This is a genomic window from Pararhodobacter aggregans, from assembly GCF_003075525.1.
Classification (GTDB): Bacteria; Pseudomonadota; Alphaproteobacteria; order Rhodobacterales; family Rhodobacteraceae; genus Pararhodobacter; species Pararhodobacter aggregans.
Genome location: NZ_QDDR01000001.1, coordinates 137,457 through 153,439, shown reverse-complemented (window position 1 = coordinate 153,439; position 15,983 = coordinate 137,457). Strand labels below are relative to the sequence as shown.

The following is a 15,983-nucleotide window of genomic DNA, read 5'->3' as shown; positions in this document are numbered from 1 at the left end:
GATGCCCGCCACCAAGACCCGCGACGAGAACTTCCTCAAGGCCAACAACGCGCGCCACCTGTGGCATCCGATGACCCACCCAGCGGATCACCACAAGAACCCGCCAACCATCGTCACCGCGGCCGAGGGCGTCAGGATCACCGATATCGACGGCCATCAGGTGGTGGACGGCGTCGGCGGCCTGTGGAACGTCAACCTCGGCTATTCCTGCCAGCCGGTGAAGGACGCGATTTCAGCGCAGCTCGATACCCTGCCCTATTACTCGATCTTCCGCGGCACCTCGAACGACAAGGTCATCGAACTGGCCGAGGAGCTGAAGGATTTCTTCGCCCCTGACGGGCTGAGCCGCGCCTTCTACACCTCGGGCGGCGGCGACAGCGTGGAGACCGCGCTGCGCCTTGCCCGCCAGTACCACAAGATCAAGGGCGAGCCCGGGCGGGTCAAATTCCTGTCCCTGAAAAAGGGCTATCACGGTACGCATTTCGGCGGTGCCTCGGTCAATGGCAACGCCAATTTCCGCACCATGTACGAGCCGCTGCTGCCCGGCTGCTTCCACCTGACCGCGCCCTATCCCTACCGCAACCCGTTCAACGAAACCGACCCGGCGAAACTGGCGCAGCTGATCCTGGCGGAGCTTGAGGACGAGATCGCCTTCCAGGGCGCCGGCACCATCGCCGCCTTCATCATGGAGCCGATCCTCGGCGCGGGCGGCGTGATCCCGCCGCATGAAAGCTTCATGCCCGGCGTGGCCGAGATCTGCCGGCGGAACGGCATCCTGCTCATCGCCGATGAAGTGATCACCGCCTTCGGCCGCACCGGCGCCTGGTCCGGCTCGCGCCTCTGGGGGCTGAAGCCCGATTTCATGGCGACGGCCAAGGCCATCACCAACGGCTATTTCCCCTTCGGCGCGCTGATGATCGCCGACCATGTGGCCGAGGTCTTCGAGAAGGACGAGACCGGCAAGGCGGCCATCGGCCATGGCTATACCTATTCCGGCCACCCGGTCGGCGCCGCCGCGGCACTCGCCTGCCTGGCCGAGACCCGGCGCCTGAATGTCGCGGAGAATGCCGCCGCGCGTGGCCGGGAATTGCACGAGGGCCTGCTGGCGCTTCAGGCCAAATACGACGCGATCGGCGACGTCCGGGGCGGCCACGGGCTGATGCTGGCGCTGGAACTGGTCTCGGACCGCAAGACCAAGGCCGCACCGGACAAGGCGGTGGCGGCCAAGATCCAGACGGCGGCCTATCAGGCGGGGGCGATGATCCGCGTCTCGGGCCCCAACATCATCCTCTCGCCGCCCCTGGTCCTGACCTCGGCGGACGCGCAGGTGATCCTCTCCGCCCTCGACGCCGGTTTCCGCGCGCTCTGAAGGGACCGGGTCAGGGAGCCTTCTGCCCCCCTCGCCCTTCGGGCTCACCCCCCGAGGATATTTGGAGAACAAAGATGGGGTTTAACGCCCCCTTAACCTTCATCTTTGTTCTAGAAGTATCCTCGGGGGTTTCCAAAGGGGGCCCGAGGGTCCCCTTTGGCGGGGGGCGCGGGGGGCTGGCCCCCCGCACCTTCCGTCAAGCGTGGATCGCGCCGTCGCCGCAGGCCAGTGCCGCCTCGCGCACCGCTTCCGAATAGGTCGGATGCGCGTGGCAGGTCAGCGCCACGTCCTGGGCCGAGGCGCCGAATTCCATCGCCACGCAGATCTCATGGATCAGGTCGCCCGCGCCCGGGCCGATGATGTGGCAGCCCAGCACCCGGTCGGTTTCCTTGTCGGCCAAGAGCTTGACGAAGCCCTCGGCCTGGAACACCGCCTTGGCGCGGGCGTTGCCCATAAAGGGGAACTTGCCGACCTTGTAGGCGCGGCCTTCCGCTTTCAGCTGTTCCTCGGTCTGGCCGACCGAGGCGACTTCGGGCGTGGTGTAGATCACGCCCGGGATCACGCCGTAATTGACATGCCCATGCTTGCCGGCGATCACCTCGGCGACGGCCATGCCCTCGTCCTCGGCCTTGTGGGCCAGCATCGGGCCGACCACGGCGTCGCCGATGGCGTAGATCCCCTTCACATTGGTCGCCCAATGCCCGTCGATCTTCACCTGGCCGCGCTTTTCCAGCTCGACACCCAGCTCGGCCAGGCCCAGCCCATCGGTGAAGGGTTTGCGCCCGGTCGCGACCAGCACGACCTCGGCCTCCAGCGTATGCTCGCTGTCGTCCTTGCGAAGCTTGTAGGTGACGGTGGCGCCGCCCTTGCCCTTCTCGGCCTTCTGCACAGCGGCGCCGAGGATGAACTTGAAGCCCTGCTTGGTCAGGATCTTCTGGAAGCTCTTCGCCACCTCACCGTCCATGCCGGGGGTTATGGCGTCGAGGTATTCGACCACCGTCACCTCGGCGCCGAGGCGTTTGTAGACCGAGCCCATCTCCAGCCCGATGACGCCCGCGCCGATCACCACCACGGATTTCGGGATCTTGCCCAGCGCCAGCGCGCCGGTCGAGGTGACGATCACCTCCTCATCGACCTCGACTCCCGGCAGCGAGGCCGCTTCCGACCCGGTGGCGATGACGATGTTTTTCGCGCCATGCACCTCGTCGCCGACCTTGACCTTGCCAGCCTCGGGGATCGAGGCCCAGCCCTTCAGCCAGGTCACCTTGTTCTTCTTGAACAGGAATTCGATGCCCTTGGTGTTGCCGTTCACCACGTCCTGCTTGTAGGCCTGCATCTTCTTCCAGTCGACCTTGGGCGCGCCGCCCATCAGGCCCATCTTCTCGAAATTCTCATGCACCTCGTGCAGCTGATGCGTGGCGTTGAGCAGCGCTTTCGACGGGATGCAGCCGACGTTCAGGCAGGTGCCGCCCAGCGTCTCGCGCCCCTCCACGCAGGCGACCTTGAGGCCCAGCTGCGCCGCGTGGATCGCGCAGACATAGCCGCCGGGGCCCGCGCCGATGACGATGAGGTCGAAGTCAGCCATAATGTCGTCCTTCCGTATGCCCGCTCGGGGCCTTGGTGCGGCGGCCTAAAGCAGCGCCGCGATCAGCATCGCGTAGGTGGCAAGCCAGCCCACGAACCAGACAACCGAACGCCAGGGCGTCCAGCCGAAGAGATAAGCCGGCACATAGACCAGTCGAGCGCCCAGGTAGACCCAGGCGGCGCCGGCGGTGACGGCCGAGGATTGGCCCGAGAGGCTGACCACCATCACGGCGATGGCAAAGAGGATCAGCCCCTCGAAATGGTTGTTCAGCGCCCGCTGCGCCCGCCCGGCGATGCCGGTCAGCGCGCGCGCCTCGTCGCGGGGCGAGGCGGCGTAGCGCGAGCCGACCTGCTGCTGCGCCGTAACCGAGAAGAGCGCGAATTGCGCCCCCTGCAGCAGCGCGGCAAGGGTCAGCGCGGTGAGTTCCGGAGTCATCATCAGATCAGCCCCAGCACCAGCAGCGCCAGCGTCGCCACGAAGCCCGCGAACCAGATGACCGAGCGCCAGGGCACCCAGGCCAGGGCATAGGCCGGCACATAAAGGACCCGCGCCGCGACATAGGCCCAGGCCAGCACCGCGGTCAGGGTCGAGGTCTTGCCCGCCAGCACCACCACCAGCACGGCGATGATGAACGGGCCGACATTCTCGGTGAAATTGGCGGTGGCCCGGCGCAGGCGCAGGCTGACCGGCGACAGCCGGTCGTCGAGGTTCTCGCGCGTGCCGGCATTGCCGTCGCGGCCGATGTCACGGGTAAGGAAGCGCTGCGCCACGAAGATCGTGGCGAAATGCACCAGCGCGAGGGCAGAGAGGGCGGCGAGTTCGGGGCTCATGCCCGCAACTCGATGGGGGTGCCATCGGGCACCAGTGACCAGATCTGCCGGATCTCGCGGTTGGTCACGGCGATGCAGCCGGCGGTCCAGTCGCGCGAGCGTTGCAGCGCGCCGAGGAAGCCCCAGCCGTTGTTGATCCCGTGGATCATGATGTCCCCGCCCGCGCTGCGGCCATGGGCGGCGGCATAGGCCACATCCTGCTCGTTCGGGTACGAGATATGCAGGCTCAGGTAGGACACCGAATTCGGATTGCGCCAGTCGATGGTGTAAAGCCCTTCCGGCGTGCGGCCGTCACCCTCGAACCGCTTCGGCCCCTCGTTGGCGCCGTCGCCCATCGAGATGCGGTATTCGCGGATGGCGCTGCCCTGGCGGAACAGGATCAGGCGGCGGGCCGCCTTCAGCACCAGGATGTAATCGGCCTGCTCATGGGCGGGGGCCATGGCCGGCGGCGCGCGGCGGTTCTGCGCCTCGGCCGGGGGGGCGAGCAATGCCGCGGCGGGCAGCGCCACGCAGAGGCGCAGCAGGGCACGGCGGGACAGGGGGAGAGGCGTCGTGGGTTTCATCGGGGCACCGGGCGTAGGATGGGCAATATTGCCCATCCTACAGGGTGAGAGTCACAGGTCCATCACCAGCCGATCACAGGTCCATCAGCAGGCGGCGGGGATCTTCCAGCGCTTCTTTGACGCGCACCAGGAAGGTCACGGCGCCCTTGCCGTCGACGATGCGGTGATCGTAGCTCAGCGCCAGATACATCATCGGCCGGATGACGATCTGACCGTTCACCACCACCGGCCGGTCCTGGATCTTGTGCATGCCCAGGATGCCCGATTGCGGCGGGTTCAGGATCGGCGAGGACATCAAGGAGCCATAGACGCCGCCGTTCGAGATGGTGAACGAACCGCCCTGCATTTCCGCCATCGACAGCTTGCCGTCGCGGGCGCGCAGGCCCAGTTCGCCGATCTTCTTCTCGATCGCGGCAAAGCCCATCTGGTCGGCATCGCGCACCACCGGCACCACCAGGCCCGAGGGCGTGCCCACCGCCACGCCCATATGGACGTAGTTCTTGTAGACGATGTCCTGACCGTCGATCTCGGCGTTGACCTCGGGGACCTCTTTCAGCGCATGGCAGCAGGCCTTCACGAAGAAGGACATGAAGCCGAGTTTCACGCCGTGCTTCTTCTCGAACTGCGTCTTGTACTCGTCGCGCAGCGCCATGATGCCCGACATGTCCACCTCGTTGTAGGTGGTCAGCATGGCGGCGGTGTTCTGCGCGTCCTTCAGGCGCCGGGCGATGGTGGCGCGCAGGCGGGTCATGCGCACGCGCTCTTCGCGGGCCGCGTCATCGGCCGGAACCGGTCCGCGCGGCACCGTGACGGGCGCGGGCGCGGCGGCGGGGGCCGAGGCGCCACCCGAGGCCACGGCCTTCTGCACGTCTTCCTTCATGATCCGGCCGTCGCGGCCGGTGCCGGTGACCTGATCGGCGGTGAGACCGGCCTCGGCCATCGCCTTCTTGGCCGAGGGCGCATCCTCGCCCGCCTTGGCGGCGGAGGCGGGGGCGGCTTCGACCTCTTTCGGGGCTTCCTTGGCGGCCTCTTTCGGCGCCTCGGCGGCCTTGGCCGGGGCGGCACCGGCGCCGCCTTCGGTCAGGATCGCCAGCAGCGCGTTGACGCCGACCGTCTCGCCCTCCTGGGCGATGATCTCGGACAGGACGCCCGCCGAGGGTGCGGGCACTTCGACCGTCACCTTGTCGGTTTCCAGCTCGCACAGCATCTCGTCGGCCGCGACGGCGTCACCCGGTTTCTTGAACCAGGTGGCGATGGTCGCTTCCGAGACGCTTTCCCCCAGCGTGGGCACGCGGACTTCGATGCTCATGACTTCAGTTTCCTTCCGACGAGGTCAGCGCTTCGTTGACCAGCGCTTCTTGTTGCGACTTGTGCTTCGACGCGAGGCCCGTGGCGGGCGAGGCCGAGGCGGCGCGGCCGGCGTACCGGGCGCGGGTCTGTTTGGCGCCGATCTGGGTCAGCACCCATTCGAGGTTGGGCTCCATGAAGGACCAGGCGCCCTGGTTCTTCGGCTCTTCCTGGCACCAGACCATCTCGGCCTGGGGGAAGCGCGCCAGTTCCTGACGCAGCGATTGCGTCGGCACCGGATAGAGTTGTTCCACACGCAGCAGATACACGTCATCGAGCCCGCGCGCGTCCCGCTCGGCCAGCAGGTCGAAATAGACCTTGCCCGAGCACAGGACCACGCGCTTGATCTCGGCATCCGGTTTCAGCGTCAGCGTCGAGGCGGTGCCGCGTTCGGCATCGTCCCACAGCACGCGGTGGAAGGTCGAGCCTTCGGCGAAATCCTCGGCCTGCGACACGCAGAGCGGATGGCGCAGCAGCGATTTCGGCGTCATCAGGATCAGCGGCTTGCGGAAGTCGCGGTGCAGCTGGCGGCGCAGGATGTGGAAATAGTTCGCCGGGGTCGAGCAATTGGCGACGATCCAGTTTTCCTCGGCCGACATCTGCAGGAAGCGTTCCATCCGGGCCGAGGAGTGTTCCGGCCCCTGCCCTTCGAACCCGTGCGGCAGCAGCACCACGAGGCCCGACATCCGCAGCCATTTCGATTCCGACGAGTTGATGAACTGGTCGAACATGATCTGCGCGCCGTTGGCGAAATCGCCGAACTGCGCTTCCCAGAGCGTCAGCGCGTTGGGTTCCGACAGCGAATAGCCGTATTCGAAGCCCAGCACCGCGTATTCCGAGAGCATCGAGTCGATGACCTCGTAGCGCGCCTGACCCGCCCGGATGTGGTTCAGCGGATAATAGCGTTCCTCGGTCGTCTGGTCGACGAAGGCCGAATGCCGCTGCGAGAAGGTGCCGCGGGTGCAATCCTGACCGGCCAGACGGACCGGGAAGCCCTCGACTACCAGCGAACCGAAGGCCATCGCCTCGGCCGTGGCCCAGTCGAAGCCCTTGCCGGTCTCGAACATCGCCTTCTTGCTGTCGAGCTGACGGGCGACGGTCTTGTGCAGGTCGAAATCGGCCGGGGCGGTGGTCAGGGCCTTGCCGATCTCGGCCAGCGTCTCGGACGAGATGGCGGTCTGGCCGCGCTGGTAATTCTCCACATCCTTCGGCTTCAGCGTCTTCCAGCGCCCGTCCAGCCAGTCGGCCTTGTTCGGGCGGTATTCCTTGGCGATCTCGAACTCGCCGTTCAGATGCGCCTGGAAGGCGGCCTTCATGTCGTCGATCTCGCCCTCGGGGATGAGACCGTCCTGCACCAGCCGCTCGGTGTAAAGTTGCAGCGTGGTCTTGTGGCGCTTGATGTTCTTGTACATCGCCGGGTTGGTGAACATGGGCTCGTCGCCCTCGTTGTGACCGAAACGGCGGTAGCAGAAGATGTCGATCACGACATCCTTGCCGAATTGCTGGCGGAACTCGGTGGCGACGCGGGCGGCGTGCACCACGGCCTCCGGGTCATCGCCGTTGACGTGGAAGATCGGCGCCTCGACCATCAGGGCGATGTCGGTCGGATAGGGCGACGTGCGCGAGAAATGCGGCGCCGTGGTGAAACCTATCTGGTTGTTGACGATGATATGGATGCAGCCACCCGTGCGGTGCCCCTTGATGCCCGAAAGCTGCAGGCATTCCGCCACCACGCCCTGACCGGCAAAGGCCGCGTCACCGTGCAACAGGATCGGCAGGACCGAGCGGCGCTCGGGGTCGTTCTTCTGGTCCTGCTTGGCGCGGACCTTGCCCAGCACGACCGGGTTCACCGCCTCGAGGTGCGAGGGGTTGGCGGTCAGGCTGAGGTGCACGACATTGCCGTCGAACTCGCGGTCCGACGAGGCGCCGAGGTGGTATTTCACGTCGCCCGAGCCGTCCACGTCCTCGGGCTTGTAGCTGCCGCCCTGGAATTCGTTGAAGATCGCGCGGTAGGGTTTCGACAGCACATTGGCCAGCACCGACAGACGCCCGCGGTGCGGCATGCCGATCACGATCTCCTGCACCCCCAGCGCGCCGCCGCGCTTGATGATCTGCTCCATGGCCGGGATCAGCGCCTCGCCCCCGTCAAGGCCGAAGCGCTTGGTGCCCATGAACTTGACGTGGCAGAATTTCTCGAAACCCTCGGCTTCCACCAGTTTGTTCAGGATCGCCCGGCGACCCATCTTGGTGAAGGTGATTTCCTTGCCGTAGCCCTCGATCCGCTCTTTCAGCCAGGCGGCCTCGGCGGGGTTCGAGATATGCATGAACTGCAGCGCGAAGGTGCCGCAATAGGTGCGCTTCAGGATCTCCATGATCTGCCGCATCGAGGCGACCTGCAGCCCCAGCACGTTGTCGATGAAGATCGGGCGGTCCATATCGGCCTCGGTGAAGCCGTAGGACGAGGGATCCAGTTCCGGATGCATCGACTCGTCGCGCATGTTCAGCGGGTCGAGGTCGGCGATCAGGTGGCCGCGGATGCGGTAGGCGCGGATAATCATCAGCGCGCGCAGGCTGTCGAGGACAGCGCGCTGCACCTGGGCGTCGGTGATCTCGACGCCTTTCTCGGCGGCGACCGACTTGATCTTGTCGCCCGCGGCCTTGCCTTCCTTGGCGGCGGCAGCGGCCGGCCACATGCCGGTCAGCGCCGCGGTCAGGTCATCGGCGGGCTGCGGCGGCCAGTCGGTCCGTGCCCAGCTCGGCCCCTGCGCCTGACGGGTGGCGGTGACGAAATCATCGCCGTTCGCCTCGAAGAACTGCGCCCAGGCCGCGTCAACGCTGCCGGGGTCCTGCGCGTAGCGGGCCTGCATCTGGTCGATGTAGGCCGCGTTCGCACCGTCGAGGAAGCTGGTCGCCTGGAATTGGGAAGTGGGGCTTTGCTCGGTCATTATGTCCTCCTGGGGATCAGGATGGGGATCAGAGGTCTGCGCCGTTGCCGCCTTGCGGCAGGGCGAAGTAGTTGAAGGCTAGATAGGGATAACGGCGGTACGAGGCGAACAGCTCGGGGCTGATCGCCGGTCGGTCGTAGTAGAGGTCAAAGGCGGCGTGGATGCGGTAACCATGCCCCGCGGTCAGGTAGTCGAAAAGCTGGTCGGCAAGCCCCGCGTCGATGGCGGAATCGCCCAGCGCGCCCGCCTCGAACAGGATGACCGGCCGCTCGCGGCTGAGCAGCGCCTCGGCGCCGCGCAGCGCGGGGTATTCGAAGCCCTCGACGTCGATCTTGAGGAAATCGACCCGGGCCTCGCCCATCAGATCGTCGATCCGCCGGGCGGGCACGCGGATTTCGCGGGTGGCGCCGCGGTCCGAGCGGTCGGCCAGCGAGGAAAAGCCGGGCTGCGCCAGGTTCTCGTAGAAACTGACCTCGCCCGGGGCATCGCTGACCGCCACCGCATGCACGGTGGCGCCGACGAAGCGGCGGGCCAGCTGCGCCGCCTTGCCGGGGCTGGCCTCGACAATCGTCAGATGCCCGCGCGGGGCCAGTTGCTGCAACCGGTAGCTGACCGAGCCCAGGTGCCCGCCGACATCGAGGCAATGCCAGTCCGGTTTCACCAGACGGGTCAGCACCGCGTCGATCAGCGCGTCTTCCTGGCGCAGCAGGCCCAGTTCGGGATGGCCCGCGCCCTTCAGCCGGGCGGCGGTGTGGCGCAGCCAGTTGGCGGGCGCCGCGAGCGGCGAGGTGCCCACGCGATGCTTCAGCCGCAGGCCGAGCGGCAGCGGGAAACTGTCGGTCATGCCCGGCCTCCCCGGTCAGCGGCGGCGAGAACAGACAACGCCCGGGGCGTCTGCGCGCCGCGGGCCAGGGTCGAGAGGAACGGGGCGAGCAGGGGCTGGGTCATCCGTCCGCTGGCTCCTCGATCCGCTCCAACCGATAGGCATCGGTCAGGGGCGTGCGCGGCGGCTCCGAGGTCAGCCGCGACCAGATGGAGATCATCTGGTAGCGTGTCTCGGTCTGCAAGTTGATCGCCGTCTCGTCGAAACGCAGCGCCAGGGTTTCCAGATGGGGCAGATCCTCGGGCTCGCCATAGCGGTCGAACATGGTCTGCAGATCGTCGCTCGGCGGACCGGCGAAGAGGCAGGTGACATGCTCGGTGCCCTCGGCCGTCTGACCGATCGAGAAGGCCAGAAGCGCGCCTTCCCGCTGCCAGAGCGAGATGGTGCCCTCGGCGATCATCCGGTTGATGTTCCCGGCCAGGACCGGGGCCGCGGCGAACCGCGCCTCCAGATCCGGCAGATCGTTGGTGAAGGGCAGGATATGGGCGATCGCCAGATCGCCCAGCGCCCCCTGCGGGTCGGCCTCGGCCGGGGTGAAGCCGTAGCGCAGCATCTGCTCGCGCTTTTCCGGCCCGGTGGTCATCGGGTCGGAACAGAGCGCGGACGCATCCTCCAGCGCCCCCGCCAGGGCAGGCCCGGCGAGAACGGCAGAGATGAGCAGGGCGGCGAACGGCTTCAGCATCGGCTCAGCCCTTGATGGCTTTCATCACCGCTTCGCCCAGCGAGGCGGGGCTGTCGGCAACGATGATCCCGGCCGATTTCATGGCCTCGATCTTCGATTCCGCGTCGCCCTTGCCGCCCGAGACGATGGCGCCGGCATGACCCATGCGGCGGCCGGGAGGGGCGGTGCGGCCGGCGATGAAACCGGCGGTCGGCTTCCAGCGGCCCTTCTTCTTCTGGGCGGCCAGGAATTCCGCCGCTTCTTCCTCGGCCGAGCCGCCGATCTCGCCGATCATGATGATCGACTGGGTTTCGGGGTCCGACAGGAACATGTCCAGCACGTCGATATGCTCGGTGCCCTTGATCGGGTCGCCGCCGATGCCCACGGCCGTCGACTGGCCGAGGCCCAGATCCGAGGTCTGCTTCACGGCTTCATAGGTCAGCGTGCCCGAACGCGACACGACACCGACCGAGCCGCGCTTGTGGATATGGCCGGGCATGATGCCGATCTTGCAGGCGTCGGGCGTGATGACGCCCGGGCAGTTCGGCCCGATCAGGCGCGACTTCGAGTCGACCAGCGCGCGCTTCACCTTCATCATGTCGAGGACCGGGATCCCCTCGGTGATGCAGATGATCAGCTCCATCTCAGCGTCGATCGCTTCCAGGATCGAATCGGCCGCGAAGGGCGGCGGCACGTAGATGACCGAGGCATTGGCTTCAGTCACGTGTTTGGCTTCGTGCACCGAGTTGAAGATCGGCAGATCCAGATGGGTGCCGCCGCCTTTGCCGGGCGTGACGCCGCCGACCATCTTGGTGCCATAGGCGATGGCCTGTTCCGAGTGGAAGGTCCCCTGGCTGCCGGTGAAGCCCTGGCAGATGACCTTGGTGTTTTCGTTGACGAGAATGGCCATGTATCAGGCTCCTCTAGTGTCCCTCAGATCAAAGCGCGTGTGCCGCGCCCCGCATGTTCTTCCAAAATTTCAAGACGACTTCATCTAGTGAAGGAAAGGCTGGCATGAGCCCCGCCGACATGACCTCAAGCAGGTTTGACGTCCTGTCATGGTCGCGCTTCCCAGATCCAGCATCAGCCCAATCGGCGGCGTGACCATCTGAGATGGCCACTTCGACATTCCGGCTCCCGGCCTCACCAGTAAGCCGGATCGACCGAATTGAGGACCAAGCCAACGCCGTGCGAAGCAGACGCTTGTCCCAGATGCCGTGCTCATCAACAACGACGAGCACTTGCCCCGCATGCTTGCGACTGGCCCGGTAATCGGCCGATCCATGCCAGAAGAAGACACCCGCGACGATCGGGAAACCGTATGCCAGACAAACATAGAGCAAGACGGCACGACGATCGAACACTCCCGAAAACCACTCAGGTCCCGCCCAGATCGTCGCGCCAGAAAGCGCAAGAGCGACAAGTCCAACCGCAAAGGAATTCAACAGACGATCCCGGACAATGGCCGGATGGGTCGCCTTGAATTCATAGCACTTGGACGTGTCGACGAGCACGAGCTCTTACCCCTTCACCGCTTTCACGATCTTCTGCGCGGCGTCCGACAGGTTGTCGGCGGCGATCACGTTCAGGCCGCTTTCATTGATGATCTTCTTGCCGAGTTCCACGTTCGTGCCTTCCAGACGCACGACCAGCGGAACCTTCAGGCCGACTTCCTTCACCGCGGCGATGGTGCCTTCGGCGATGATGTCGCAGCGCATGATGCCGCCGAAGATGTTCACCAGGATCCCTTTGACGTTCGGGTCCGAGGTGATGATCTTGAAGGCTTCGGTCACTTTCTCTTTCGTGGCGCCACCGCCGACGTCGAGGAAGTTGGCGGGTTCGGCGCCGTAGAGCTTGATGATGTCCATCGTGGCCATGGCGAGGCCCGCGCCGTTCACCATGCAGCCGATCTCACCGTCCAGCGCGATGTAGTTCAGGTCGAACTTCGAGGCGGCGAGTTCCTTGGGGTCCTCTTCCGTCTCGTCGCGCAGCGCGGCGATGTCGGCGTGGCGGTAGATCGCGTTGCCGTCGAAGCCGACCTTGGCGTCCAGCGCCTTGAGGTTGCCGTCGGTCATGACGATCAGCGGGTTGATTTCCAGCATCTCCATGTCCTTCTCGATGAAGGCACGATAGAGGTTCCGCACAAGGGCCACGCATTGCTTGACCTGAGCGCCGCTCAGACCCAGCGCGAAGGCCACGCGGCGGCCGTGGAAATCCGAGAGCCCGGTCGCCGGATCGACGCTGAACGAGAGGATCTTCTCGGGCGTGTGGGCCGCGACTTCCTCGATGTCCATGCCGCCCTCGGTCGAGCAGACGAACGAGACGCGCGACGACCCGCGGTCCACCAAGAGCGCCAGATAGAGTTCGCGCTCGATGTCCGAGCCGTCCTCGATATAGATGCGGTTGACCTGCTTGCCGGCCGGGCCGGTCTGGTGGGTCACGAGGGTCCGGCCCAGCATCTGCTTGGTCATCGCCTCGGCTTCTTCCACCGATTTGGCGAGGCGGACACCGCCCTTTTCGCCCGCTTCGGCTTCCTTGAACTTGCCCTTGCCGCGGCCGCCGGCATGGATCTGCGCCTTCACGACCCAGAGCGGACCGTCCAGCTCGCCTGCCGCCGTCTTGGCGTCTTCGGCGCGAAGGACCACACGGCCGTCCGACACCGGCACGCCGTAGCTGCGAAGCAGGGCCTTCGCCTGGTATTCATGGATGTTCACGGAACTGCCCCCGTCTGCTGCGAATTTGGGCGTGTCATGCCACAAAGGCATCGTGGCACAAACCGCTATTTCATGCAAAACTGCGCGATCAGGGGTTTTTCTTCGGTTTGTGATCACGCCCTGAAATCGCGTGATCACAACGGGCCGGGACGTGATCGCCCCGTCTTGAGACCCCGCCTTGAGACCCCGTGCTGAGACTCGGCCGCCCGGCGGCACCAGGCTGTGAAAACCGATGACGAACCCGCCCGCGCCCCCCGCCCTGCCCGCCATGCTGCGCCCGGTGCTGACGCTGGGGATCACCCAGATCGTCGGCTTCGGCACGATCTATTACGCCTTCGGGGTGCTGGTCGCGCCGCTCTCGGCCGAGCTGGGGATCAGCGTGACGCTGGCTTACGGCCTCCTGTCGCTGGGCCTGCTGACCGGCGCCATCACCGCGCCCATCGCCGGAAAGGTGATCGACGCACGGGGCGCGCGCGGGGCGATGGCGGTGGGCTCGCTCGCCGTGGCCTTGGCCTTTGCGCTGCTGGCTTTCGTCGAGGGGGCCTGGAGCCTCGGCGCCGCCCTGATCCTGATGGAGTTGATGGCGCCGCTGGTCCTCTATGACGCGGCCTTCGCCGCCGTGGCGCAAGCGGTGGGCGAGACCCGCGCCCGCCGGGCCATCACGCTGACCACGCTGCTGGGCGGCTTCGCCTCGACCGTGTTCTGGCCGCTGACGCTGCTGTTGTCGGAAAACCTCGGCTGGCGCGGCAGTTTCCTGACCTTCGCCGCGCTGCATCTCTGCCTGTGCCTGCCGCTGCATCTGTCGCTGCCCCGCCTGAACCGGGGCGGCCCCGCCGCCGCCCCCTCGAAACCCGCCTTCCCGCCCCTGCCGAAGGCCCTGCAAAGCCGGGCCATGGTGCTGCTGGCGCTGGGGCTGTCCTCCAGCTGGGCGATGATGTCGGCCTTCAGCGCGCAATGGGTGCCGGTGATGGCGGCGGTCGGCCTGTCGCAGGGGCTGGCGGTCAGCGCCGGGGCGCTGATGGGCCCGGCGCAGGTCGGCGCAAGGGTGCTGGAGATGGTCTTCATGAGCCGCCGCCACCCGATGAGCACGGCGCTTTTCGCCATGGCCTGCCTGGCGGTGTCGATCGTCGTGCTGGTGCTGGCGCCGGTGGGCTTTGCCTCGGCCGCGGTCTTTGCCGTGCTGTTCGGCGCCGGTCAGGGGCTGGCGACGATGGTGCGGGGCACGGTGCCGCTGGCGCTGTTCGGGCTCACCGGCTATGCGGCGCGGCTGGGGAAACTGGCCAGCCTGCGCTCGCTGGTCGCCGCGATCTCGCCCTTCGCCATGGCCGGGTCGCTGGCCACGCTCGGCCCCGGCCCGACGCTGTGGCTGGCGGCGGCGCTGGCGCTGGTGTCGATGCTGTTGCTGGCGGCGGTGCCCTGGCGGGTTACAGCAGAACCGGGCGCCGGTCCCCGGTGACATAGCGCGCAAGCACCGCGGGATAGAGCGCATGCTCCTGCACCAGCACCCGCGCGGCGAGGCTCCCGGCATCGTCGCCCGGCAGCACCGGGACCCGCGCCTGCCCCAGGATCGGCCCGTCATCCAACACCGAGGTCACCTCGTGCACCGTGCAGCCAGCCTCGGCATCGCCCGCATCGAGCGCCCGCTGATGGGTGTGCAGGCCGGGGTATTTCGGCAGAAGCGAGGGATGGATGTTCAGCATCCGCCCCGCGTAGCGCCCGGTGAAACCGGCGGTCAGGATGCGCATGAAGCCCGCCAGACAGATCACATCCGGCGCCGCGGCGTCGAGTTGCTGGACCAGCGCCGCCTCGAAGGCCGCGCGGTCGCCCTTGAACGGACGGTGATCGACGGCGGCCACGGGAATGCCCATCGCCGCCGCGCGTTCCAGCCCCTTGGCGGAAGGATCGTTCGACAGGACCAGCACCGGCCGCGCCGGATGCGCGCCCTCCATCGAACGGGCCAGCGCGATCATGTTCGAGCCGCCGCCCGAAATCAGGATCGCGACGCGTTTCACAGGATGGCGCCGGAGTAGCTGACGCCCTCGCCGGGGATCACATGGCCCAGCCGGAAGACCTGCTCGCCCGCGCCGATCAGCAGCGCCTCCAGATCATCGGCCTTGGCCGGATCGACCACGGCGATCATGCCGATCCCCGAATTGAAGGTCTTCAGCAGTTCCGGTTCGTCCAGCTCGGCCACCTCGGCCAGCCAGCGGAAGACCGGCGGCAATTCCCACGAACCCAGGTCGATGGTGGCGCCCAGCCCCTCGGGCAGGACGCGCGGCAGGTTCTCGGTCAGGCCGCCGCCGGTGATATGGGCCAGCGCATGCACGCCGCCCGCCTGGATCGCGCCCAGCGCCTGGCGGACGTAAAGCCGGGTCGGCGCCAGCAGCACCTCGCCCACGGTGCCCGCCTCGAAGGGGCAGGGATCGTCCCAGGACAGGCCCGCCTTCTCGACCACTTTGCGCACCAGCGAATAGCCGTTGGAATGTACCCCGTCCGAGGCCAGCCCCAGCAGCACGTCCCCCTCGGCGACACCCTGCGGCAGATCCTCGCCGCGCTCCATCGCGCCGACGGCAAAGCCCGCGAGGTCGAAATCGCCCTTGTGATACATGCCCGGCATCTCGGCCGTTTCGCCGCCGATCAGCGCGCAGCCCGATTTGGCGCAGCCCTCGGCGATGCCCTCGATGATGCGGGTCGCCTGATCCACGTCCAGCTTCCCGGTCGCGAAGTAATCGAGGAAGAACAGCGGCTCGGCCCCCTGGCAGACCAGATCGTTGACGCACATCGCCACGAGGTCGATGCCGATCGTGTCCACGTTGCCGGTGTCGATGGCGATCCTGAGCTTGGTGCCCACGCCATCGGTCGCCGCCACCAGGATCGGGTCGTTGTAGCCCGCACCCTTGAGGTCGAAGAGCGCGCCGAACCCGCCCAGCCCCGACATCGTGCCCGGCCGCGACGTGCGTTTCGCCGCCGGTTTGATGCGGTCGACAAGCGCGTTGCCGGCGTCGATATCGACACCCGCCTGAGCGTAGGTGAGTCCCTTGTTCCCGGTCATCGCGTTCCCTCGCGCTGGTTTGGCGCCGCGTTAC

At 66.8% G+C, this 15,983-nt stretch carries 15 protein-coding genes; 2 read left to right on the top strand and 13 right to left on the bottom strand.

All coding sequences use genetic code 11. The features are described 5' to 3' along the window. The first annotated feature begins 1 nt into the window (after position 1). A complete protein-coding gene (locus DDE23_RS00790; RefSeq protein ID WP_107749483.1) occupies positions 2–1,369 on the top strand; it encodes an aminotransferase class III-fold pyridoxal phosphate-dependent enzyme in 1,368 nt (455 codons plus the stop codon). A 196-nt stretch (positions 1,370–1,565) separates the two neighbouring features. Here the strand turns inward: DDE23_RS00790 and lpdA are convergent, their stop codons facing one another. The 11 genes from lpdA to sucC form a co-directional block, all read right to left on the bottom strand. Beyond that, positions 1,566–2,954, bottom strand: coding sequence for a dihydrolipoyl dehydrogenase (gene lpdA, locus DDE23_RS00785; protein WP_107749482.1), 1,389 nt, complete (start codon positions 2,952–2,954; stop codon positions 1,566–1,568). 45 nt (positions 2,955–2,999) lie between these two features. Continuing rightward, on the bottom strand, positions 3,000–3,389 hold the full coding sequence (locus tag DDE23_RS00780; RefSeq protein WP_107749481.1) for an MAPEG family protein: 390 nt from the start codon (positions 3,387–3,389) through the stop codon (positions 3,000–3,002). Positions 3,390–3,391: 2 nt separating this feature from the next. Then, positions 3,392–3,784 (bottom strand): MAPEG family protein, encoded by a 393-nt coding sequence (locus DDE23_RS00775; protein WP_107749480.1) that lies wholly within the window; start codon positions 3,782–3,784, stop codon positions 3,392–3,394. Then, a complete protein-coding gene (locus DDE23_RS00770; protein WP_107749479.1) occupies positions 3,781–4,347 on the bottom strand; it encodes a L,D-transpeptidase family protein in 567 nt (188 codons plus the stop codon). The genes DDE23_RS00775 and DDE23_RS00770 overlap by 4 nt, the downstream gene beginning before the upstream one ends. A gap of 73 nt (positions 4,348–4,420) precedes the next feature. Then, positions 4,421–5,656 carry a 2-oxoglutarate dehydrogenase complex dihydrolipoyllysine-residue succinyltransferase gene (gene odhB, locus DDE23_RS00765; protein ID WP_107749478.1) on the bottom strand — a complete coding sequence of 412 codons (1,236 nt, stop codon included), beginning with the start codon at positions 5,654–5,656 and terminating at the stop codon, positions 4,421–4,423. Positions 5,657–5,660: 4 nt separating this feature from the next. Beyond that, entirely contained in the window at positions 5,661–8,639 is a 2,979-nt protein-coding gene (locus DDE23_RS00760; RefSeq protein ID WP_107749477.1) for a 2-oxoglutarate dehydrogenase E1 component, read from the bottom strand. 28 nt (positions 8,640–8,667) lie between these two features. Further along, positions 8,668–9,483 (bottom strand): FkbM family methyltransferase, encoded by an 816-nt coding sequence (locus DDE23_RS00755; RefSeq protein WP_107749476.1) that lies wholly within the window; start codon positions 9,481–9,483, stop codon positions 8,668–8,670. Between the two features lie 100 nt (positions 9,484–9,583). After that, complete coding sequence (locus DDE23_RS00750; RefSeq protein ID WP_107749475.1) at positions 9,584–10,204, bottom strand: hypothetical protein; 621 nt, start codon at positions 10,202–10,204, stop codon at positions 9,584–9,586. Positions 10,205–10,208: 4 nt separating this feature from the next. Continuing rightward, positions 10,209–11,093 carry a succinate--CoA ligase subunit alpha gene (sucD, locus tag DDE23_RS00745; RefSeq protein ID WP_107749474.1) on the bottom strand — a complete coding sequence of 295 codons (885 nt, stop codon included), beginning with the start codon at positions 11,091–11,093 and terminating at the stop codon, positions 10,209–10,211. Positions 11,094–11,121: 28 nt separating this feature from the next. Then, positions 11,122–11,697 carry a hypothetical protein gene (locus tag DDE23_RS24825; RefSeq protein ID WP_133239507.1) on the bottom strand — a complete coding sequence of 192 codons (576 nt, stop codon included), beginning with the start codon at positions 11,695–11,697 and terminating at the stop codon, positions 11,122–11,124. Positions 11,698–11,703: 6 nt separating this feature from the next. After that, positions 11,704–12,897 (bottom strand): ADP-forming succinate--CoA ligase subunit beta, encoded by a 1,194-nt coding sequence (sucC, locus tag DDE23_RS00740; protein ID WP_107749473.1) that lies wholly within the window; start codon positions 12,895–12,897, stop codon positions 11,704–11,706. Positions 12,898–13,129: 232 nt separating this feature from the next. On the opposite strand from sucC, the gene DDE23_RS00735 reads away from it, so the two are divergent. Continuing rightward, positions 13,130–14,353 carry an MFS transporter gene (locus DDE23_RS00735; RefSeq protein WP_107749472.1) on the top strand — a complete coding sequence of 408 codons (1,224 nt, stop codon included), beginning with the start codon at positions 13,130–13,132 and terminating at the stop codon, positions 14,351–14,353. On the opposite strand, the gene purN is transcribed toward DDE23_RS00735, so the two are convergent. Both purN and purM read right to left on the bottom strand, forming a co-directional pair. Further along, positions 14,322–14,909 carry a phosphoribosylglycinamide formyltransferase gene (gene purN / locus DDE23_RS00730; protein WP_107749471.1) on the bottom strand — a complete coding sequence of 196 codons (588 nt, stop codon included), beginning with the start codon at positions 14,907–14,909 and terminating at the stop codon, positions 14,322–14,324. The genes DDE23_RS00735 and purN overlap by 32 nt on opposite strands. Continuing rightward, on the bottom strand, positions 14,906–15,949 hold the full coding sequence (gene purM, locus DDE23_RS00725) for a phosphoribosylformylglycinamidine cyclo-ligase (RefSeq protein ID WP_107749470.1): 1,044 nt from the start codon (positions 15,947–15,949) through the stop codon (positions 14,906–14,908). Before purM ends, purN begins: the two co-directional genes overlap by 4 nt. Between the last annotated feature and the right edge of the window lie 34 nt (positions 15,950–15,983).